The sequence below is a fragment of the Geothrix edaphica genome, from assembly GCF_030268045.1.
Classification (GTDB): domain Bacteria; phylum Acidobacteriota; class Holophagae; order Holophagales; family Holophagaceae; genus Geothrix; species Geothrix edaphica.
Genome location: NZ_BSDC01000003.1, coordinates 105,851 through 125,484, shown reverse-complemented (window position 1 = coordinate 125,484; position 19,634 = coordinate 105,851). Strand labels below are relative to the sequence as shown.

Genomic DNA, 19,634 nt, shown 5'->3' with positions numbered 1-19,634 from the left:
CGAAACAGGTCCATCAGAATCGGAAGGTGGCGCCACAGGTCAGGAACGACCGGGTGGAACCGTAGCGGACATCACGATGCTCGTGGAAGGCCAGGTCGCTGTAGACATAGCGGGCCTCCACGGAGAAGGCCGGGTTGAACCGCCACCCCGCGCCGCCGCTGAGGGTGAGCCCCCACTTGGTGTCCGTGTGGCTGCCGCCGAAGAGCACGGGGTTCCGCATGGTCTCGTTCCACAGGGTGCCCCCCACGCCGAAGATGCCGAACAGGCCGTGGCGGGCGGGCTCCTCCACGTGGGGCATCCACTCGTAGGCCACGCTGTAGGCCTCCATGCGGCTGTCGGCCATCAGCGGAGACGTCACCCAGGTGGTGCCGCTCAGCGTGAGGAGCGTGCCCGCCACCACGGGGCGCTTGGCATCCATGCGCAGGTAGTCCATGCGGAAGCGCCCCAGGTGGCGGCTTTCGCGGTTGAAGTGGATCTGGAAGCCCACCTGGAACCCGGGGTTGAACACCGAGTCCAGGTTGTCCACCGGGGCCAGGTAGGACACGGCGATGCCGGTGCGTTCGCCGCCGGGATCGCTCTGGGCGCTGAGGGGCAGCGCCAGAGCGGACAGGAGGATCAGGGAGAGGGTGGATCGCGTCATGGCGTCACCAGATGGAAGGTCGTTCGTTGAGGGGCCGCTTCAGTGGGTCGCCGTCCTTGCAGTCGAACGCTTCATAGAATTCGGGAAGGTTGGCCAGGGGCCCGTTGACGCGGAACTTGGCGGGGCTGTGGGGGTCGGTGACGACACGGAGGCGCGTGGCCTCCTCCCGGGTGAGGGTCCGCCATGTCTCAGCGTAGCCCAGGAAGAACCGCTGCTCGGGGGTGAAACCTTCGATCCGGCCCACGGGGGCCTTGCCCTTCTGGCTCAGCTTCCAGGCGTCCCAGGCGATCTTGAGGCCGCCCAGGTCGGCGATGTTCTCGCCCAGGGTGAGCTTGCCGTTGAGCTTGAGGCCGGGCAGGGGCTCGAAGGCATCAAACTGGCTCACCACCAGGGCGGCGCGGACGTTGTAGGCCTTCTCGTCCTCGGGAGTCCACCAGCTCTTGAGGTTGCCGTCGGCGTCGTACTGGCGGCCCTCGTCATCGAAGCCGTGGGTCATCTCGTGGCCGATGGTGGCCCCGATGTTCCCGTAGTTCACGGCGTCATCGGCCGTTGCGTCGAAATAGGGCGGTTGGAGGATGCCCGCGGGGAACACGATCTCGTTCATGGTGGGGCTGTAGTAGGCGTTGTTGGTCTGGGGGGTCATCTCCCATTCGTTCCGGTCGATGGGTTTCCCCAGCTTCGCCAGGCGCCGCTGGAACTCGAACCGCCGCGTCTCCAGGAGGTTCAGGACGTAAGGCTGGCGCTTGATCCCGAGTTTCGCGTAGTCGCGCCAGGCGTCCGGGTAGCCGATCTTCACGCGCATGGCGGCGAGCTTCTGCCGGGCCTTGACCTTGGTGGGGGCGGTCATCCAGGCGAGGCCATCGATCCGGGCCCTCAGGGCCGTGCGGAGGTTCTCGACCATCTCCAGGACCTTGGCCTTGCTGGTGGCGGGGAAGGCCCGCTGGACGTAGAGCTTGCCGAGCGCCTCGCCGAGGCCGCGGTCCGCGGCGAACATCACCCGCTTCCAGCGGGGGTGCTGGGCCGTGGTGCCCTGGAGCTGCGTTCCGTAGAAGGCGAAGGCCTCCTGCTCGAAGGCCGCAGGCAGGCCCGGGGCGGCGTTGCGCAGCAGCGTCCAGCGGAGGTAGATGCGCCACTGGTCTGCTGGGATCTCCTGGACCATGCGGCCCAGCTCCGCCAGGAAGGCGGGCTGGCGGACCACGAAGCGGTCCGGGGCGGGGACCCCCAGGGCCTTGAGGTAGAGATCGGCGGGGAAGCCGGGCGCGGCGGCGCGGACCTGGGCCGGGGTCATCGCGTGGTAGATGGCATTGGGATCGCGCTGCTCCACGCGGGTCATGCTGGCCTTGGCGAGCCGCGTCTCCAGGGCCAGGATGCGGTCAGCCTCCCTGGGATCGGAACCGGCCAGCGCGAGCATCTTCCCCACGTGGGCCCGGTAGGTGGCGAGGAGTCCCTTCGACTTGGCGTCATCCTTCAGGTAGTAGTCCCGGTCCGGCAGACCGAGGCCGCCCTGGGCCAGCACCATGGTGTAGCGGCTGCTCTCCTTGTCGTCCTGCTCGACGCCGAAATAGAAGCCCGCGAAGGCGCCCCGGCGGTGGAGGTCCGCCAGCACCGCGGCCAGGGAGGCCGCATCCTTCACGCTGTCGATGCGGGCGAACAGCGGAGCCAGGGGCTTGAGCCCCGCCGCCTCGATGCCGGCCTCGTCCATGCCGCTGGCGTAGAAGTCCCCGACCTTCTGGGCTTCAGAGCCGGGAGCGGCCTTGGCGGCCGCCGCAGAGGCCATGATCTCCCGCAGGATCTGGTGGGTGCGGGTGTCGATCTCCTGGTCCACGCCGTAGCGCTCGTACTCGGCGGGGATGGCCGTGCGCCTGGCCCACCCGCCCACGGCGTACTGGAAGAAGTCCTGGCAGGGCTTCACGGTGGGGTCAATGTTCGCGGGATTGAACCCCTTGTAGGGCACCTGGGCGGAGAGCGGCGCCATCAGCGCCAGGGTGAGCAGTACGGAGCGGTTCTTCATGCCATTTCCTTATTTTCTATCTCCGGAATGCGCAGCATTCCGGAGCATGGATCACCAGATGGTCGGACGAACCTTGGCGTCGCGCTTCATGGGCTGGCCGTCGGCGCAGCCGAAGGCATCGTAGAATTCCGGCAGGTTGGAGAGGGGCCCGTTCACGCGCTCCCGGCCGGGGCTGTGGGGATCGGTCTTGAGCCGCAGCGAGAGAGCCGCCTCGCGGATGTGGTTGCGCCACACGGTGGCGGCGCCCAGGAAGAAGCGCTGGGGGCCGGTGAACCCGTCGATGGGGGCCGGGACCGGCTTGCCCTTGAGGCTGTTCTGGTAGGCGGCGAAGGCGATCTTCAGCCCGCCGATGTCGGCGATGTTCTCGCCCAAGGTGAGCTTGCCGTTCACATGCTCGCCCTTGATGGGCTCGTAGGCGTCGTACTGCTTCACCACCAGGTCCGTGCGGGACTGGTAGGCCTTCTTGTCCGCCTCGGACCACCAGTTCTTCAGGTTGCCCTCGGCGTCGAACTGGCTGCCGCTGTCGTCGAAGCCGTGGGTGATCTCGTGGCCGATCACGAAGCCCAGGGAGCCGTAGTTCACCGCGTCATCGGCCTTGGGATCGAAGAAGGGCGGCTGCAGGATGCCCGCGGGGAAGGTGATGTCGTTCATGGAGGGGTTGTACGAGGCGTTGACGGTGGGCGGGGTCCAGTTCCACTCCTTCCGGTCGAGGGGCTTGCCCAGCTTGGCCAGGTTCTCCTGGACGCGGAACGCGGCGGCCCGGCGGGTATTCCCGAAGTAGTCGTCGCGCTTGATGTCGAAGGCGTAGGACTTCCACTTGTCGGGATAGCCGATCTTCACGGCGATGGCATCGAGCTTCTTCATGGCTTGCTGCTTGGTTTCGGACCCCATCCAATCCAGCCCGGTGATCCGTTCCCGAAGGGCCACGCGGATGTTTTCGATCATCTCGAGCACGCGCTTCTTCGATTCAGGCGGGAAGGCCACCTTCACGTAGAGCTGGCCCAGGGCATCGCCCAGGGAGCGATCTGTGGCCGCCTCGATGCGCTTGGCCCGGGGCTCCTGCTCAGGCGTGCCGTTCAGCACCTTCCCCTGGAAGGCGAAGGATTCATCGCCGAAGGCCTTGGGCAGGAGGCTCGCGCAGCTGCTCACGGCGTGCCAGCGCAGGTAGGTGCGCCACTGGGGAGCGGGCACTTCGGAAGCCAGCTTGCCGAAGACCTGGAAGAAGGAGGGTTGGCTGACGTTGAGATCCGCCAGCTTCACGCCGCGGGCCTTGAGATAGCCCTTCCAGTCGAAGCCGGGCGCTTCCTCGACGAGCTGGTCCAGGGTGCGCTTGTTGTATCGCTTCTGGGGATTCCGCATCTCCACGCGACTCCACTGGGCCTGGGCCATGCGGGTCTCCAGATCCAGTACCACCTTCGCGCGAGCCCGGGCCAGCCCGGGCGCGTCGCCCGCCAGCTCCAGCATCTTGGCGATGTGGGTTTCGTACTTGGCGCGGATCTCCTTGCTGCGGGCGTCGTCCTTCAGGTAGTAGTCCCGGTCGGGCAGCCCGGTGCCGCCCTGCGAGAGGTTGCCCATGTAGCGGGTGGACTGCTTCATGTCCTGGCCCACGAAGAACCCGAAGCCGCCGGAGAGGCCCTGGTTGTGCAGCTTGGCCAGCAGGGCGGGGAGCTGCTTCGCGTCCTTCAGTCCATCGATGGTGGCGAACACGGGCTTGAGGGGCGACAGGCCGCGCTTTTCGATGGCGGCCTCGTTCATGCCGGAGGCGTAGAAGTCGCCCACCTTCTGCTGGACGCTGCCCTTGGCCCAGGTGGTCTTGGCGCTGGTTTCGTTCAGGATCTGCTGGAGGATGGCCCGATTCCGCTCGTTCAGCTCCTCGAAGGCGCCGTAGCGGGCCTTGTCCGCGGGGATGCCGTGGGTCTTCAGCCAGCCGCCGTTGGCGTACTGGTAGAAGTCCTCGCAGGGCTTCACGGTGGCGTCGAGGTTGGCCGGGTCCACGCCGGGCTTGGACTGGGCGGCCAGGGAGAAGGCCGCCAAGCCCAGGCAGAGGCAGAGTGAGGCGCGAAAGGGGGAAGCCATGAATAACCTCGTAAGATGATGCCAAAAGCCTATCAGGAAGGGATTCGACGGGATATGTGGATGACCTTCTGCACTTCCGCATGCACGACACCCTGGCCGTCGCGCAACTCCACGGGATAGGTGCGGTCCACTTTGGTCTGGTCCCGGAGGAGGCGGCGGATCTCGGCCACCTCGGCCTCATCCACCCGGAAGGTGGCGAAGAGGGTGCTGCGGCCCGGCTTGCGGAAGCGGATGGAGGCGGCCTTGTCCCATACCACGTACTCCGGCCCCAATAGGTGGATCAGCATGAGCATGTAGAAGGGGTCCACGCCGGCGTACAGGCTGCCGCCGAAGATGGTGCCCACGTAGTTCCGGGTGCGCCAGGAGAGGGGCAGGCGCACGCGGATCTCCGACCAGTCCGAGGCGATGAAGGCCACCCGGGCGCCCGTGCCCCGGAAGCAGGGCCAGACGTTGAATGCCCAGCGGAAGAGGCGGGTGCGGAGGGATTCGCGCAAGGCCGATGCCTAGAAGCGGACCGTGACCTTCTCGCCTTCCTTCATGTGGACGGTGTCGATGAAGCGGACCTGGCGCGCGCCGTAGGTGAGGATGAGGCTGGAGGTGCGGACGCCGTGCCCGAAGTGCAGCACGCCCTTCAGGAGGTTGCCGTGGGTCACGCCGCAGGCGGCGAACACGATCTGCTTGCCGGGGCAGAGGTCATCCGTGAAGTAGATGCGGTTGAAGTCCACGCCCATGGCCTCGGCCTTCTCGCGGCTGGCGGTATTGGTGTCCACCTTGAGGCGGCCCTGGATCTCGCCGTTGAGGCACTTCAGGGCGGCGGCGGAGAGGACGCCCTCGGGGGCCCCGCCGGTGCCCATGACGGCGTGGATGCCCGTGCCGCTGACGGCGGCGCTGATGGCGGCGCTGAGGTCGCCGTCGCCGATGAGCTGGATGCGGGCGCCGGCCTTGCGGATGTCGGCGATGAGCTGGGCGTGGCGGTCCCGGTCCAGGACGCTGACCGTGAGCTCGGACACCTGGCGGTCCAGGGATTTCGCGATGATCTCGAGATTCTCCTGCACAGGGGCGTCGAGGCTCACCTTGCCCTTGGCGGAGGGCCCCACGACGAGCTTCTCCATATAGAGATCCGGCGCGTGCAGCAGGCCGCCCTTTTCCGTGGCCGCCAGCACGGCGATGGCGTTGGGGGCGCCGGTGGCGCACAGGTTGGTGCCCTCGAGGGGATCCACGGCGATGTCCACGGCCGGATGGTCGCCATCCAGGTCAGCCCCCATGCCCACCTTCTCGCCGATGAACAGCATGGGCGCCTCGTCGCGCTCCCCCTCGCCGATGACGATGGTGCCATCCATGCGGACGGTCTCCATGGCGTGGCGCATGGCCTCCACCGCCAGCTTGTCGCTGTGCTTGCGGCGACCGTGGCCGGTGGAAGAGGAACAGGCGATGGCCGCCTGTTCGACCACGCGCAGGAATTCGAGGGACAGGGTCTGTTCCATGGGGGGACTCCCGGGGGCTGGTCGAAGCAGGGTCAGGCGAGCCGGTTCACGCTCTGGTGGATCCAGTCGAGGAAACCCTCGGAACCGGCCTCCACGGGAAACATAAGAATCTCGGGGACTTCGTAGGTGTGCAGGTCGGTGATCACTTCCGATACCTGCGGGAAGAGCTCCCGGGTGGTCTTGATGATGAGCATGACCTCTTCATCGAGGTGGGTCTCGCCCTTGAAGTAGTAGTAGCTCTTGATGCTGGGGACGATGTTCACGCAGGCGGCATAGGCCTGATCCACCAGGGCGGCGGCGATGGTCAGGGCTGTCTCCTCGCTGCCGCAGGTGGTCATGATGGTGCAGGCGTCGCTCATCGGGTGGACTCCCCGCCCGGCGGGCGGAACCGGTCATTGTAGCTTGGGAGCGGGGCTAAGGCGGATCACGAAAGGCCAGGTGGCCTGCCTGGGGCATTTGGGTGGTCTGACCGCAAGACGGCTCCAGGATTCCACTCGGAGGTTGGCCATTCTCCGTATCAGGCGCCGACCCACCAGGGCACCGGATTCGAACGCACCCGGCTTCGCCGTGTGCCGGTCTTTCTACGGCGCCACATCTAGTGGCGCCTTCGAAATCCCACTCGGAGGTTGGCCGCTTACCCTTCTGAGGTTCCGACCCACCCAGGCCCCGGATTCGAACTGCGTCTGGCTCTGCCAGCCGCCGGTCCCGCTTCGGCGTGCCATCAAGGCACGCCTCGGGCGGTCCCACTCGGAGGTTCGAATCCTCTCGCCTGCTCCCGACCAATAAGAAAGGGGCCCGCAGGCCCCTTTCTTATTGGTCGGGGCGAGAGGATTCGAACCTCCGACCTCTCGGTCCCGAACCGAGCGCTCTACCAGGCTGAGCCACGCCCCGACGAAGGTTTGACTGTACTGGAAACGGCCGGGGGCGTCCAGTCTGGGGCTATTCCTTCTCCAGGCCGAGGCGGACGCGCTCTTTGCGGCGGGCTTCGAGCAGGCGCAGGGCGCGGCGGAGGGGATCGGGATCCTGGGCCTGGGCGGGCGTTTCCGGCGGAGGGTCGCAGGGCACGATCTGGAGGCCTGTCAGGCTGAGATCCAGGGCCCGGTGGATGCGGTCGCGGATCTGGGGCCACACGGCGGTGGCGGCGTCGCGGAGGGGGCCGATGCGGGTCAGCTCCCAGCAGCCCATCACGAGCACGTTCCGCTCCACACGCAGAGGGCGGGTGCGGTCCGCCAGGGCGGGACCGACGACGAAGGACCAAGCCAGGCGGAGCCGGGCCAGGGCCTTCTGGTCCGGCTGGCGGGCGCCCAGGGGCACCAGGCGCGGGGCGTGGCGGCGATTGGACCTCACGGGTTCCAGCGGGGCGGAGGGAGGGGCGCGCAGGGGCGCTCCCCGTTGAGCAGGAGGGGCGTGGCCAGCGTGGGGATCATCTCGCCGGTCTCGGATTCGAACAGGGGCTGGAGCAGGTTGTGGAGTTCGCCGCCGTGGCGGAACAGCACCTCGTCCACGCTCCGCACCCGGCTGGCGGGGATGGCGTTGGCTTCGCAGAAGGCGAGGACTTCTTCGACCGTGCTGGCCTGGGTGCGGGCCTCGATGAGGGCGACCAGCTCCTCGCGGTCCTGCACGCGGCCCCGGTTCTTCCGCCACTCGGGGCGGGCCTCCAGGTCCAGGTTCAGCCACATGGCCAGCACCTCGAACTGGCGGTCGCTGCCCACGGCGATGGCCACGTCGCCGTCCGTGCAGCAGAAGGTCTGATAGGGGACGATCTGGGGATGGGCGTTGCCCCAGCGTCCGGGCCGCTGGCCGGTCATGAGGGCGCCGGCGGCGACGTTCACGAGGCCCGCCAGGGCGGCTTCCATGAGGGGCACCTCGATGTGCATGGCCTCGCCGGTGCGCTCCCGGTGGAGCAGGGCGGCCTGGATGCCGTTGGCGCAGTAGAGGCCCGCCAGCACGTCCACCAGGGCCACGCCCATCTTCATGGGGCGGCCGTCGGGTTCACCGGTGATGGCCATCCAGCCGCTTTCCGCCTGGATGATGAAGTCGTAGCCGGCCCGGCGGGAGGCGGTCACATCCGAGGCGAAGCCCCGCACGGAGGCCAGGATGAGCCTGGGGAATTTCGCGTGGAGCCGCTTCCAGCCCAGGCCCAGGCGGTCCGCGGAATCGGCGCGGAAGTTCTCCACCAGCACATCGGCGTCCTTCAGCAGCTCGAAGAGGTCGGCCCGTCCTTCTTCCGTGTGCAGGTCGATGGTGCGGCTCTGCTTGCCCCGGTTGGCGCAGCGGAAGTAGGCGCTTTCGCCGGATTCCGCGTCTTCGAAGGGGGGGCCCCAGCCCCGGGTGGGATCGCCCTCGGGAGGTTCCAGCTTCTGCACCTCGGCGCCGAAGTCCGCCAGCAGTTGGGTCGAGAAGGGGCCTGCGAGCACACAGGACAGATCCACGATCCTGAAGTGGGACAGGGGCTTGGGCATCGGGTTCTCCGACACCCAGCCTACTTCAAGTCCCGCGGGCCTTCCTCAGCCTGCGGCCACGGTCTGGCGGTAGGCCTCGGTGAGGGTGGCGGCGATCTCCTCGGGGCTGTGGGCCAGGAAATCCTGGCGCTGCATGAGGTGGACCAGCTGGCCGTCCTTGAAGATGGCGGCCTGGGGGCTGGTGGGCATGGCGCCCTCGAAGTACTCCCGGGCCTGGGCCGTGGCGTCCTTCTCCATGCCGGCGAAGACGGTCACCAGCTGGTCGAAGCGCAGGTTCTGGGAGCGCAGGGCCTCGGTGACACCGGGGCGGGCGCCCGCCGCGGCGCAGCCGCAGACGCTGTTCACCACCAGCAGGGTGGTGCCGGGGCGCTGGAGGGCCTCATCCACCTGGGCCGGGGTCAGGAGCTGCTGGAAGCCCTCCCGGACCAGTTCTTCACGCATCGGGGCGACCATGTATTCGGGGTAGTTCGACACGACTTCCTCCTCGGGGCTTAAAGTTTACCGATTAAGTAAAGATTGATCCAGGTCACAATTCAGGCCGATGAGGAGGAACCATGCGCATGGCCTTGCTGGGCGGAAGTCTCCGCCCGGAGTCCCTGAACACCCGCCTGCTGGGCCACCTGGAGACGGAGCTGGAGGCGAGGGGCCACGAGGTCTCCGCCTTCACGGGAGCGGCCCTGCGCCTGCCGCTCTACGAGGATGGCGTGGCGCCCTCGGCGGAGGCGCAGGCCCTCCATGCCGCCCTCCACGCGGCCCAGGGCCTGCTGATCGTGTCGCCGGAGTACAACGCCGGCATCCCGGGCCACCTGAAGAACGTGGTGGACTGGCTCAGCACCATGGGCCCCAGCCCCTGGCAGGGCCTGCCGGTGCTGCTGTGCGCCGCCAGCCCCGGCGCCTTCGGCGGGGCCCGCGGCCTGGTGGCCTGGCGGGCGACGCTGGCGAACATGGGCGCGCTGGCCTACCCCGGCGCGATCACGGTCCCGCACGCGGACCAGCAGCTCGACGCCCGGGGGGTGCCGACGGATCCCCGCACCGCCGCGGCGGTGCCGAAGACCCTGGACGGCTTTCTCGCCCTCGCAGCCCGGCTCCGTTCGTAGCCCCAGAGATATGCGATCCTGGACCGTCTTCCCGGAGCCGTCATGAAGGACTTCTTCAAGAGTTTCTTCGCTGCGCTGCTGGCCCTGATGGTGGCCGGCGGACTGGCGATCTTCCTGTTCTTCGGGCTGCTGGCGGCCATCGGATCCTCGGGGAAGCCCACGGTGCCGGGCAAGGCCGTCTTGGTCTTCGATCTGGACACCAGCCTGTCCGACGCGGACCGCGATCCCGAGCCCAGCGAGGCCCTTAGCGAGGCCCTGAGCGGCGGCGGGGCGCGCACCCAGTCCCTGCCCGCGGCCATCGATGCCCTGGATCGGGCCGCTTCGGACAGCCGCATCACGGCGCTGTTCCTCACGGGCAGCCTCCAGGGGGCGGGCCCCGCCCAGCTGCGCGAGCTGCGGGAGGCCATCCAGCGGTTCAAGGCCAAGAAGCCCGTGCTGGCCTACAACCTGGGCTGGGCCAAGCGGGACTACTACCTGGCCGCCGGCGCCACCACCGTGTTCATCAACCCCTTCGGCGAGATGGAGGTGAACGGCCTGGCCAGCGAGCCCATGTTCTTCGGCGAGGCCTTCAAGAAGTACGGCGTGGAGGTGCAGGTCACCCGCGTGGGCAAGTACAAGAGCGCGGTGGAGCCCTTCATTACCGACCGCATGAGTGACCCCAACCGCGAGCAGGTGCAGAAGCTGCTGGATGACATCTGGGGCGAGTGGAAGGAGACCGTCGCCAGGGACCGCAAGAAGGCCCCCGCGGACCTCCAGGTCATCGCCGACGAGAAGGGGCTCGTGGAGGCCGAGGAGGCGAAGAAGCTGGGCCTGGTGGACCGCATCGCACCCTATGACGAGGTGCTGGACGAGCTGAAGAAGCTGGCCGGGAAGCAACCCAAGGACAAGGACTTCCCCCAGATCACCCTGGCCACCTACGCCGGCATCGCCGGCGAGGCGAGGACCGGGAAGACCCGCATCGCCGTCGTCGTGGCCGAAGGCGAGATCGTGGATGGCGAGGGGAAGGCCAACCAGGTGGGCGGGGAGCGCCTCAGCCGCGAGCTGCGCCGCCTGCGCCTGGATGACCGCATCAAGGCGGTGGTGCTCCGCGTGAACAGCCCCGGCGGCAGCGCCGCGGCCTCGGAGCTCATCCAGCGCGAAGTCATCCTCACCAAGAAGGCGAAGCCCCTCGTGGTGTCCATGGGCCACCTGGCGGCCTCGGGCGGCTACTGGATCAGCACCTATGGCGACCGCATCTTCGCGGAACCCAGCACCATCACCGGTTCCATCGGCGTCTTCGGCCTGCTGCCCAACGTGAAGAAGCTGGCCAACGAGCACGGCATCACCTGGGACAGCGTGCAGACGGCCAAGCTGGCCAACCCCATGACCCTGGCCCGCCCCAAGAACGACCTGGAGCTGGCCCGCATCCAGGGCCTGGTGGATCGCATCTACGAGCAGTTCGTGGCCAAGGTCGCCGACAGCCGGAAGATGAAGAAGGAGGCGGTCCACGAGATCGCCCAGGGCCGCGTGTGGTCCGGTCACGAGGCCGTGAAGCTGGGGCTGGTGGACGAGATCGGGGGGCTCGAGGCGGCGGTGAAGCACGCGGCTTCGCGGATCAAGGCCGGGGATGACTACCAGGTCGTGGGGCCGGAGCGCGAGCCGGACGCCCTCAAGGAGCTCCTGAAGAACCTGGGTGGGAAGTCCCGCAAGTTGGCGAAGCCGGGTCCCGTGGACGGCCTCGTGGACGGCTTCCGGCACCAGCTGGACCTGCTGACCTCGCTGAACGATCCCCAGGGCGTCTACGCCCGGCTGCCCTTCGAACTCGAACTGAAGTGACCTGATCCGCCCCGCCGGGCACGATGCCTCGCAGTGCCAGGAGATACCCATGCTCGGAACCAGACCCATGGCCGAATGGATCCAGGCCTATGCGCAAAGCCACCAGCATCCCGTCAACCGGGCCTGCCATACCGTCGGGATCCCCCTGGTGGCCCTGTCGGTCCTCCTGCTGCTGGCGGCTCCACTGAGCCCGGGCTTCTGGAAGGTCGGCCTGCTCTTCTTCGGCGTGGGCTGGTGCTTCCAGTTCCTGGGGCATGCGGTGGAAGGGAAGCCGCCGGAATTTTTCAAGGACTGGCGATTCCTGCTGGTGGGCCTCCGCTGGTGGTTTGCCAAGGTGTTGAAGCGCGAGGTCTCCTCGGTCTGAGGGAGGGCCTTCCCTTCCAAGGGGGACCGGTTCCAGGGCTATGCTGAAAGGCCATGGATTCCTCCTCCTTCGTCTCGGCCATCATCCTGCTGGTGCTGGTGACGGATCCCCTGGGCAATATCCCGGTCTTCATCGGGCTGCTGCGCCAGGTGGATCCGGCCCGGCGCCAGCGGATCATCATCCGGGAGGTGCTGTTCGCCTTCGCCATCCTGCTGTTCTTCGCCCTCTTCGGCCAGACGGTGTTGCGCCTCATGCACCTGACGGACACCTCGCTGGGCATCGCCGGCGGCGTGATCCTCTTCCTCATCGCGCTGAAGATGGTGTTCCCCCACCCGGAGGGGCCCACGGACCTCCCGGTCCACGGGGAGCCCTTCCTCGTGCCGCTGGCGGTCCCCTTCATCGCCGGGCCCTCGGCCATCGCCACGGTGCTGCTGCTGGTGAGCCGGGAGCCTCAGCGGCTCTGGGAATGGCTGGGCGCCCTGTCCGTGGCCATGGCGGTCTCGGCGGTGGTGCTCGGCTTCGCGGAGAAGATCGCCGACTTCCTCGGCGAGAAGGTCACCCTGGCCTTCGAGCGGCTCATGGGCCTGGTGCTGACGGCCATCGCCATCGAGATGCTGCTGGCCGGCATCCAGAAGTTCGTGCTGCAGCTGCGGGTCGCCTAGCTGCGCCGCTTGAGGCTCAGCTCCAGCGTGAACTCCGCCACGGGCTCGAAGGTGCCGTCCGGCAGCTTCACCGAGGCCTGGATGCGCATGGGCTCGGTGATGCGCTCCTCCGATTCCAGGGTGCGGCGCACCTGGTCGCGGATGGCGGCGCCTTCCTCGCAGATGAAGTAGACATCGGATTCCGGGCGCTTCAGGAAGGTGGCCTGGAAGGCCTTGAAGACCAGGGAGACCGGCTTCCCGGAGCGCTTGATCTGGTCCATGGCCAGCAGCCCCCCGGCGCAGTCCGCACCGATGGCCAGGGCGCCGAAATACATGGAGCCCAGGTGGTTCCGGGTCCAGCGCCGGAGCGGAATCCGCACGACGCAGCGGGCTTCCGTCAGCTCGACCACGCTGGGGCGCACGGAGGCCAGGAGGGGGATCTTCAGCCACCCGAACAGGCGCATGCCGAAGGTCTGTTTCAGGCGTTCGAAGCGGGGGGACATGGCTCCGATTGTCAGCTTCCGACCTGGTTCACGTCCAGCAGACCTTCCGGGGGATCCAGGTCCAGGCGGCGGTTCGGCAGGTCCAGGGTCCACCAGGCCTTGATGTAGGGGATGTCGCGCTGGCCCGTGCGGCCGGGCCGCAGGTCGCGCATCACCACCATGTCGTAGCCGGCGGGGCCGGGATCCAGGCGCAGCACCTCGCCCACCTTGCGCCCGCCGATGAAGACCTCGCAGCCGATCCACTGGTGCCGGAAGGTCTCGCCCTCGGAGAGCGTGGCGGCCGCTTCGGGCATCCACAGCGCCCAGCCCTTCAGGGTCTCGGCGGCCGTGCGGTCGGGCACCTCGGCGAAGGCGAGGCAGGGCCGGTCCTGGTGCCAGCGGAAGCTCCGCAGCTTCACGGGCCGGGCCGGGGAAGCCGCTTCGCCATGCTCGAGGTCCATTTGAGGCGGAGCCAGGACCAGGCCCGCCATGCCCTCCAGCCGGTCCGGCTCGTCCATGACGGAATGGAAGAGGAACTCGCCCTTGAGTCCCTGGACCTTGGCCAGATGGCCTGCCAGCAGCATTTAGGGCCTGCCTTCAAAATGGATGCGAGCCGCGACGGGTCCAGCCGCGTGATCCAGGAAGAAAGCGCGCGCAGGGCGATGCGGGACATCGTTCAAGCGCGGTGACGCACCTGAGCGCGCGGCTGGGCCCGTCCCGGAGGGCAAGGGGCGGCGCCCGGCGCGATCCTGCGTCAAGCTCCTCGTCAATAGTGCCGCTATTGCCATCGTCGCTTTCCTTGTCTCGCTTGGGCCGCGCCCCATTCTGGAGCCAGGCCCTAAGCCTCCCGTTCGTCCTCGTCATCCAGCTCGAGGTTCACCGCCAGGCCGGCCTTCTCGCCGGCGACCTTGCAGAGGGTGCGGAGGGCCGAGATCATGCGCCCGTGCTTGCCGATGATGCGCCCGCGATCCCGGGGATTGGCGAAGACCAGCACGTCGCGCTTCTTCCCTTCGCCGCTGACCTCGACCCGGAGCGCCTCCGGGTGGTCCAGCAGGGGGGTCAGCACATCACGCAGGAAGGCTTCGGGATTCATGTGGTCGCTCCACGAACAAAGAAAGCCGGACCAGGGCCCGGCTTTCGGACGTCGGAAACCGGATTACAGGATCTGGTTCTTCTTGAACAGATCGAGCACGGTCTTGGAGGGCTGGGCGCCCTTCTGGAGCCAGGACTTCGCCTTCTCGGCGTCGATGCGGACCTCTTCGCCGGAACCGGCGATGGGGTTCACGAAGCCCAGCACCTCCACGGCGCGGCCAGTGGGGATGCGGTCGTTCTCGGAGACGACGATGTGGTAGAACGGGCGCTTCTTGGCACCATTGCGAGCAAGACGGATCGAAAGCATGGGCACTCCCTGAGCAGGAAAGTGTATCTCGGAAAGGGCTTCCGCCCAAGCGTAAATTCAGGGTTCGAAGCTGGAGGGCGGGAAGCTGCCTTCGAGGACGGCTTGGCGCTCCCGGATGTTCCGCCGCAGGGTCGGCCAGCGGGGATGGGTCCGCATCTTCTCGAGGAAGGGCGAGGTCTCGTACCAACGGGAGCAGCTGAACCCCTGGACGAAGGCACGGGTGGCGCAGTCCACGGCCCGGTCCGCGTCGCCCAGGACCGAGTAGGCCTCGGCCTGCTTGAAGGTCAGCTCACCGTCGGGGATGCGCAGCTTCCCGCGGACCTCGTCGATGCGCTTGAGCTCGGCCAGGCCGTCCGCGCCGCGTCCTTCCAGATAGGCGCGGTAGACCCGGCTGAGGTCCTGGAAGGGGCTGGAGCCCGCCGTCGCTTCGGAAGCCTTCATGTGGGCGAGGGCGGTCGGGCGATCGCCCTTCAGCAGGGCCAGGTAGCCCAAGTAGAACAGGACGCCCGCGTCCTCCCGCACGGCGCGGGCCTGCTGCAGGTCCCGCTCGAAGGCCGTCCAGTCGCCAAGGTAGAGGTTGGTGGTCTCGACGGTCCAGAACGACGTCGGGGCGAGGGGGGCGATGAGGGCTTCCCGCCGGGTCATGGCCGAGCGCGCCCCGGCCAGCAGACCCGAGGTGCGGCCGGCGTAGGTGAGGCCCAGGTAGAGGTCCGGCACCCCGGGCCTCAGTCGCATGGCCTCGCCGAGCAGCCGCAGGCCCAGGTCCTGGTTTCCGGTGTCGGTGAGCATCAGAGACCACAGGAAGGTGGCCCGGGGGTGGCCCGGAACCAGGCTCACGGCCCGCTGGAAGGCCTTGTGGGTGCGGGAGTTGAGGCCGATGCCCGCCTGGGCCGGGTCCACCCACAGGCTGCGGTAGAGGTGGTCGCCCAGGGTGGTCCAGGCCGTGGCGCACATGGGCTCGGCCTCGGCCAGGGCCTGGGTCGCCGCCAGGTGCGCGGTGGCTCCGCGGTCATCCCGGATGGCCATGGCCTGGAGGAGGTCCCAGAAGCGCTCGGGCTGGCGGGGGTAGAGGTCCGCCCGGAAGCGATACCGGCGTTCCAGGGGCCAGTGGGCCAGCCAGGTCTCCATGGCCTGCCCCGGATCCATGGGCGGCTGGGCGCTGCGATTCCAGGGATGCCCCGCCAGCAGGTCGGCGGGTGTGGTCCACTGGGTGCTCAGGGCCAGCCGCTGGCCTTCCCGCCGCCCATGCAACCGGAGCAGCGCCAGGTCCGGAGGCAGCTTCCGGAGGACCGCCGGGAGCGGGACTACCGGGGCATGGGTCACGGTGACGCCGGCCAGCACCTCCAGGTGGTCCGTGATCAGGGTCTCGAGGCCGAGGTTCACGTCGGTCTGCTGGGAGGGCTCGGCGCTGATGACGAGCACCCGCCTCGTCCCGGCCCGGTGGGCGCTGGATCGCCACAGCCACGCCCCGGCCAGGCAGACGGCCAGGATCCCCCCGAGGACCATCCAGGCTCTTGCGGACGTCAGGGGTCGGGGAAGCACCTGGGGGACCTCTGGAAGGGAAGGCTGTAAGGGAAGGCTAGAAGGGAAGGCTAGAAGGGAAGGTTGGGTCCGCCGCCCATCTTGGCCATGCGCTGCATGCGGGCCATGAACTTGGGATCGTTCATCTGGCCCATCATCTTCTTCGTCTCCACGTACTGCTTGATGAGCTGGTTGATCTCGCTCACCGGGCGCCCGCAGCCCGCGGCGATGCGGCGCTTGCGCTTGCCGTCCAGCAGGTTGTGGTTGGCGCGCTCCGCGGGAGTCATGGAGTTGATGATGGCCTCCAGGTGCTTGATGCGCTTGTCCGTGGCCACGCTCGCCAGCTGGTCCTTCATCTGCCCCAGGCCCGGCAGCATGCCGATGATCTTGTTCATGGAGCCCAGCTTCTGCACCTGCTGGAACTGCTTGCGCATGTCCTCCAGGGTGAACTGGTTCTTGGCCAGGCGCCTGGCCATGACCTCGGCTTCCTTCTCGTCGATCTTGTCCTTGGCGTGCTCGATGAGGCTCAGCACGTCGCCCATGCCGAGGATGCGCTGGGCCATGCGATCCGGGTGGAAGCGCTGGAAGTCCTCCAGCTTCTCCCCCTCGCCCACGAACTTCAGGGGCTGGCCCGTGGCCTGCTTGATGCTGAAGGCCGCGCCGCCGCGGGTGTCGCCGTCGGTCTTGGTGAGCACCACGCCGGTGATGCCCAGCTTCTCGTGGAAGGCCGTGGCGCTGCGGACCGCGTCCTGGCCCGTCATGGCGTCGGCCACGAAGAGGATCTCGTCGGGGCCGGTGGCCGACTTGATCCTGGCCAGCTCCTCCATGAGGGCCTCGTCCAAGTGCAGGCGGCCCGCCGTGTCGAGGATGACCGTGTCCCAGCCCTTCAGCTTCGCCTCGGCCACGGCCGCGGCGCAGATGGCGACCGGATCCTTCTCCCCGGTGCGGAAGGAGGGCACGCCGGCATCCTTGGCCACCACGTGCAGCTGCTCGATGGCCGCGGGGCGGTAGACGTCGGCGGGCACCAGCAGGGGGGAGCGGCCCAGCTTCTTGAGGAAGACCGCCAGCTTGCCGCAGGTGGTGGTCTTGCCGGCGCCCTGGAGGCCCACCATCATCACCACTGTCGGCGGCTTGGCCGCGAAGGTGATGGGATATTCCGGTGCCTGGCCGCCCATGATCTCCACCAGCTCCCGGTGGACGATGTCGATGAAGGCCTGGGTCGGGTTGAGGCCCTGCATGACCTCGGCGCCCAGGGCCTTCTCCTTCACCCGCTGGAGGAAGGTGCGGGCCACGCTCACGTGGACGTCCGCCTCCAGGAGGGCCATGCGGACTTCGCGGAGGACGGCTTCGAGGTTGGCTTCGGTCAGCTTGGACTGGCCCCGGAGAGACTTCATCGCCTGGCTGAGCTTCTGGGTGAGGCTGTCGAACATGGGACTCCGGGTCGGTACGAAAGTTCCATTCTACCGACGTGCGAAGTCATTTCCCTGTCACGAAAGGCATCCTGGGTCATAATCCGATCCGGTGGAGTCGGATATGTCCAACCAGCTGGCCGGAAGCCTCAGTCCCTACCTGCTCCAGCACGCCCACAATCCGGTGGATTGGCATCCCTGGGGCGCGGCGGCCCTGGCGAAGGCCAGGACGGAGCAGAAGCCCATCTTCCTCAGCATCGGCTACAGCGCCTGCCACTGGTGCCACGTCATGGAGCGGGAGAGCTTCGAGAACCCCACGGTGGCCGGGGTTTTGAACGCCCACTTCGTGAGCATCAAGGTGGATCGCGAGGAGCGGCCCGATCTCGATGACCTCTACATGGACGCCGTGCAGACGCTCACGGGCCGGGGCGGCTGGCCCATGAGCGTGTGGCTCACGCCGGAGCTGGAACCCTTCTACGCGGGCACCTACTTCCCTCCCGAATCCCGGGGTGGCATGCCAGGCTTCGTTCCTCTGCTCACCCGCATCGCGGAGGTGTGGCGGGAGGATCGGGCCGGGGTGGTGGGCCAGGCCCGGGCCTTGGCCGCAGAGCTCCAGCGCCAGGCGGCGGTGGAGCCCGGCGACGGGCTGCCGGACGCCCCGGTGGTCGACGCTGCCCTCCAGCAGCTCCGCCAGGGCTTCGATGCCCGCTGGGGCGGGTTCGGTCCCGCGCCCAAATTTCCGCAGCAGCTGGCCGTGGAATTGATCCTGGCCCGGGGATCGGTGGAGGACCGAGCCATGGCGCTCCGCACCCTCGACGCCATGTGGGAGGGCGGCATGTACGACCACCTGGGCGGCGGCTTTGCCCGCTACAGCGTGGACGGCCAGTGGCTGGTGCCCCACTTCGAGAAGATGCTCTACGACAACGCGCAGCTGGCCTGCGCCTACCTGACGGCGTTCCAGGCCACGGGCGAGCCCCGGTACGCGCAGGTGGCCGGGGAGACGCTGGATTACCTGCTGCGCGACCTGCGCGATCCCAGCGGGGGCTTCCATTCCAGCGAGGATGCAGACAGCGAAGGCGAAGAGGGGAAGTTCTACGTCTTCACGCCGGCCGAGGTGCGCGAGGCCCTGGGGGAGGTCGACGGCGCCCGTTTCTGCACCGCCTTTGGCATCACGGAACAGGGGAACTTCGAGCACGGGCGCAGCGTGGTGCACCGATTCTCCTGCCCGCCCCGAGCGCGCCTGGCGGAGGAGGACGACCGGGCCCTGCGCGAGCAACTGAGACTCTGGCGGGACCGGCGCGTGCGCCCCGGCAAGGACGACAAGGTGCTGGCCGCCTGGAATGGGCTGGCCCTGTCGGCGATGGCCCGGGGCTACCAGGTGCTGGGGGACCCGCGCTACCTGGACGCGGCACAGGCCTGCGCCGGCTTCCTGCGCCGGGAGCTGTGGCGGGATGGCCGCCTGCTGCGGGTGTGGCGCCAGGGCCAGGCCCACACTCCGGGGTTCCTGGAGGACAGTGCCGCGGTGGTGGACGGCCTGGTGGATCTCTATGAGGCCGGCTTCGATCCCGCCTGGCTGAGCTGGGCCGAGGCTCTGGCCGAGGGGCTGCTGGCCCGCTTCGAGGACTCTGCGGAGGGGGGCTTCTTCAGCACAGAGGCGGATCAGGCCGATCTGATCTTCCGGCAGAAACCGGGCTTCGACAACGCCGTCCCCGGCGGCAATACCCTGGCGGCCCGGGCCCTGTTGCGGCTGTCGCGGCACCTCCAGCGGGAGGAGTTCCGGTTGGCCGCAGAGGGCGCCCTCCGCTGCTTTGGGCCCTGGATGCAGCGGGCGCCCCGGGCCTTCCTGGGCCTGCTCGGCGTGCTCGACCTGGCCCTGCGCGAGCCGGTGGAGGTGGCCATCTCCGGTGATCCCGGCAGCCCGGCGGTGCGGGCCCTGCTGGCGGAGGTCCATTGCCGCCACCTGCCTGGCCGGGTCCTGTCCGTATCGGAGGACCAGCTCCTCCCTCTGCGCGAGGATCGCGCCGCCTCCGAGGAAGGTCCCTTCGCCTTCGTCTGCCGGGGCCGCACCTGCGCCCGGCCGGTGACTTCACCGGTCGAACTGGCGGCGCTCCTCGCCTGACCGCGGCCCCTCCTGTGACCCTCTGCCCTGGTCAGATTGGCTACACTGGGGTGGTCATTCGCGCGGCCCTCCACGGATTCAGGCGCGTTCGCATGACCCTGTGATAAAGGGGCT

20 protein-coding genes and 1 tRNA gene are annotated in these 19,634 nt (G+C 68.2%); 5 read left to right on the top strand and 16 right to left on the bottom strand.

Annotated features, from left to right (window positions below; all coding sequences use genetic code 11):
* Positions 1 to 13: 13 nt before the first annotated feature.
* The 10 genes from QSJ30_RS11360 to QSJ30_RS11315 all read right to left on the bottom strand — a co-directional run bounded on the left by QSJ30_RS11360 (position 14) and on the right by QSJ30_RS11315 (position 9,147).
* Positions 14 to 640 (bottom strand): outer membrane beta-barrel protein, encoded by a 627-nt coding sequence (locus QSJ30_RS11360; RefSeq protein WP_285609320.1) that lies wholly within the window; start codon positions 638 to 640, stop codon positions 14 to 16.
* 4 nt (positions 641 to 644) lie between these two features.
* Positions 645 to 2,651 (bottom strand): M13 family metallopeptidase, encoded by a 2,007-nt coding sequence (locus QSJ30_RS11355; RefSeq protein ID WP_285609318.1) that lies wholly within the window; start codon positions 2,649 to 2,651, stop codon positions 645 to 647.
* Positions 2,652 to 2,702: 51 nt separating this feature from the next.
* Complete coding sequence (locus QSJ30_RS11350) at positions 2,703 to 4,727, bottom strand: M13 family metallopeptidase (protein ID WP_285609316.1); 2,025 nt, start codon at positions 4,725 to 4,727, stop codon at positions 2,703 to 2,705.
* Positions 4,728 to 4,759: 32 nt separating this feature from the next.
* Entirely contained in the window at positions 4,760 to 5,221 is a 462-nt protein-coding gene (locus tag QSJ30_RS11345; protein ID WP_285609313.1) for a DUF4442 domain-containing protein, read from the bottom strand.
* A 9-nt stretch (positions 5,222 to 5,230) separates the two neighbouring features.
* A complete protein-coding gene (glpX, locus tag QSJ30_RS11340) occupies positions 5,231 to 6,211 on the bottom strand; it encodes a class II fructose-bisphosphatase (RefSeq protein ID WP_285609312.1) in 981 nt (326 codons plus the stop codon).
* Between the two features lie 32 nt (positions 6,212 to 6,243).
* Entirely contained in the window at positions 6,244 to 6,570 is a 327-nt protein-coding gene (cutA, locus tag QSJ30_RS11335) for a divalent-cation tolerance protein CutA (RefSeq protein WP_285609311.1), read from the bottom strand.
* 455 nt (positions 6,571 to 7,025) lie between these two features.
* Positions 7,026 to 7,102, bottom strand: a tRNA-Pro gene (locus QSJ30_RS11330).
* A gap of 48 nt (positions 7,103 to 7,150) precedes the next feature.
* Entirely contained in the window at positions 7,151 to 7,558 is a 408-nt protein-coding gene (locus tag QSJ30_RS11325) for a DciA family protein (protein ID WP_285609310.1), read from the bottom strand.
* A complete protein-coding gene (locus QSJ30_RS11320; RefSeq protein WP_285609309.1) occupies positions 7,555 to 8,673 on the bottom strand; it encodes a CaiB/BaiF CoA transferase family protein in 1,119 nt (372 codons plus the stop codon). Before QSJ30_RS11320 ends, QSJ30_RS11325 begins: the two co-directional genes overlap by 4 nt.
* Positions 8,674 to 8,718: 45 nt before the next feature.
* Positions 8,719 to 9,147: a BrxA/BrxB family bacilliredoxin gene (locus tag QSJ30_RS11315; protein WP_285609308.1), complete on the bottom strand. Its 429-nt coding sequence runs from the start codon at positions 9,145 to 9,147 to the stop codon at positions 8,719 to 8,721.
* A gap of 80 nt (positions 9,148 to 9,227) precedes the next feature.
* Here QSJ30_RS11315 and QSJ30_RS11310 point away from each other — a divergent pair, with 80 nt between their 5' ends.
* The 4 genes from QSJ30_RS11310 to QSJ30_RS11295 are packed head-to-tail and all read left to right on the top strand — an operon-like array spanning position 9,228 to position 12,611.
* Positions 9,228 to 9,770, top strand: a complete 543-nt coding sequence (locus QSJ30_RS11310) for an NADPH-dependent FMN reductase (RefSeq protein ID WP_285609307.1) — start codon at positions 9,228 to 9,230, stop codon at positions 9,768 to 9,770.
* Positions 9,771 to 9,812: 42 nt separating this feature from the next.
* A complete protein-coding gene (gene sppA / locus QSJ30_RS11305) occupies positions 9,813 to 11,585 on the top strand; it encodes a signal peptide peptidase SppA (protein ID WP_285609306.1) in 1,773 nt (590 codons plus the stop codon).
* Between the two features lie 49 nt (positions 11,586 to 11,634).
* Complete coding sequence (locus tag QSJ30_RS11300) at positions 11,635 to 11,949, top strand: Mpo1-like protein (protein WP_285609304.1); 315 nt, start codon at positions 11,635 to 11,637, stop codon at positions 11,947 to 11,949.
* A gap of 53 nt (positions 11,950 to 12,002) precedes the next feature.
* Positions 12,003 to 12,611 (top strand): MarC family protein, encoded by a 609-nt coding sequence (locus QSJ30_RS11295; protein ID WP_285609303.1) that lies wholly within the window; start codon positions 12,003 to 12,005, stop codon positions 12,609 to 12,611.
* On the opposite strand, the gene QSJ30_RS11290 is transcribed toward QSJ30_RS11295, so the two are convergent.
* The 6 genes from QSJ30_RS11290 to ffh form a co-directional block, all read right to left on the bottom strand.
* Positions 12,608 to 13,093 carry a DUF4442 domain-containing protein gene (locus QSJ30_RS11290; protein ID WP_285609302.1) on the bottom strand — a complete coding sequence of 162 codons (486 nt, stop codon included), beginning with the start codon at positions 13,091 to 13,093 and terminating at the stop codon, positions 12,608 to 12,610. The genes QSJ30_RS11295 and QSJ30_RS11290 overlap by 4 nt on opposite strands.
* Positions 13,094 to 13,104: 11 nt before the next feature.
* Positions 13,105 to 13,656 (bottom strand): ribosome maturation factor RimM, encoded by a 552-nt coding sequence (locus QSJ30_RS11285; RefSeq protein ID WP_285609301.1) that lies wholly within the window; start codon positions 13,654 to 13,656, stop codon positions 13,105 to 13,107.
* A gap of 254 nt (positions 13,657 to 13,910) precedes the next feature.
* The gene (locus QSJ30_RS11280) at positions 13,911 to 14,165 is read right to left on the bottom strand and encodes a KH domain-containing protein (RefSeq protein WP_285609299.1); all 255 of its coding nucleotides are present in this window, start codon (positions 14,163 to 14,165) and stop codon (positions 13,911 to 13,913) included.
* Positions 14,166 to 14,228: 63 nt separating this feature from the next.
* The gene (rpsP, locus tag QSJ30_RS11275; RefSeq protein WP_243288668.1) at positions 14,229 to 14,471 is read right to left on the bottom strand and encodes a 30S ribosomal protein S16; all 243 of its coding nucleotides are present in this window, start codon (positions 14,469 to 14,471) and stop codon (positions 14,229 to 14,231) included.
* A 57-nt stretch (positions 14,472 to 14,528) separates the two neighbouring features.
* Positions 14,529 to 15,977, bottom strand: coding sequence for a tetratricopeptide repeat protein (locus QSJ30_RS11270; RefSeq protein ID WP_285609295.1), 1,449 nt, complete (start codon positions 15,975 to 15,977; stop codon positions 14,529 to 14,531).
* A gap of 86 nt (positions 15,978 to 16,063) precedes the next feature.
* Positions 16,064 to 17,422, bottom strand: coding sequence for a signal recognition particle protein (ffh, locus tag QSJ30_RS11265; protein WP_285609293.1), 1,359 nt, complete (start codon positions 17,420 to 17,422; stop codon positions 16,064 to 16,066).
* Between the two features lie 103 nt (positions 17,423 to 17,525).
* On the opposite strand from ffh, the gene QSJ30_RS11260 reads away from it, so the two are divergent.
* Complete coding sequence (locus QSJ30_RS11260; RefSeq protein ID WP_285609292.1) at positions 17,526 to 19,520, top strand: thioredoxin domain-containing protein; 1,995 nt, start codon at positions 17,526 to 17,528, stop codon at positions 19,518 to 19,520.
* The last annotated feature ends 114 nt before the right edge of the window (positions 19,521 to 19,634 follow it).

Bases quoted from the DNA above. Each gene is read 5' to 3' on its own strand.
- QSJ30_RS11360 (WP_285609320.1), bottom strand. From the start codon at position 640: ATGACGCGATCCACCCTCTCCCTGATCCTCCTGTCCGCTCTGGCGCTG.
- QSJ30_RS11355 (WP_285609318.1), bottom strand. From the start codon at position 2,651: ATGAAGAACCGCTCCGTACTGCTCACCCTGGCGCTGATGGCGCCGCTC.
- QSJ30_RS11350 (WP_285609316.1), bottom strand. From the start codon at position 4,727: ATGGCTTCCCCCTTTCGCGCCTCACTCTGCCTCTGCCTGGGCTTGGCG.
- glpX (WP_285609312.1), bottom strand. From the start codon at position 6,211: ATGGAACAGACCCTGTCCCTCGAATTCCTGCGCGTGGTCGAACAGGCG.
- cutA (WP_285609311.1), bottom strand. From the start codon at position 6,570: ATGAGCGACGCCTGCACCATCATGACCACCTGCGGCAGCGAGGAGACA.
- QSJ30_RS11320 (WP_285609309.1), bottom strand. From the start codon at position 8,673: ATGCCCAAGCCCCTGTCCCACTTCAGGATCGTGGATCTGTCCTGTGTG.
- QSJ30_RS11310 (WP_285609307.1), top strand. From the start codon at position 9,228: ATGCGCATGGCCTTGCTGGGCGGAAGTCTCCGCCCGGAGTCCCTGAAC.
- sppA (WP_285609306.1), top strand. From the start codon at position 9,813: ATGAAGGACTTCTTCAAGAGTTTCTTCGCTGCGCTGCTGGCCCTGATG.
- QSJ30_RS11300 (WP_285609304.1), top strand. From the start codon at position 11,635: ATGCTCGGAACCAGACCCATGGCCGAATGGATCCAGGCCTATGCGCAA.
- QSJ30_RS11295 (WP_285609303.1), top strand. From the start codon at position 12,003: ATGGATTCCTCCTCCTTCGTCTCGGCCATCATCCTGCTGGTGCTGGTG.
- QSJ30_RS11290 (WP_285609302.1), bottom strand. From the start codon at position 13,093: ATGTCCCCCCGCTTCGAACGCCTGAAACAGACCTTCGGCATGCGCCTG.
- QSJ30_RS11285 (WP_285609301.1), bottom strand. From the start codon at position 13,656: ATGCTGCTGGCAGGCCATCTGGCCAAGGTCCAGGGACTCAAGGGCGAG.
- QSJ30_RS11280 (WP_285609299.1), bottom strand. From the start codon at position 14,165: ATGAATCCCGAAGCCTTCCTGCGTGATGTGCTGACCCCCCTGCTGGAC.
- rpsP (WP_243288668.1), bottom strand. From the start codon at position 14,471: ATGCTTTCGATCCGTCTTGCTCGCAATGGTGCCAAGAAGCGCCCGTTC.
- QSJ30_RS11270 (WP_285609295.1), bottom strand. From the start codon at position 15,977: ATGGTCCTCGGGGGGATCCTGGCCGTCTGCCTGGCCGGGGCGTGGCTG.
- ffh (WP_285609293.1), bottom strand. From the start codon at position 17,422: ATGTTCGACAGCCTCACCCAGAAGCTCAGCCAGGCGATGAAGTCTCTC.
- QSJ30_RS11260 (WP_285609292.1), top strand. From the start codon at position 17,526: ATGTCCAACCAGCTGGCCGGAAGCCTCAGTCCCTACCTGCTCCAGCAC.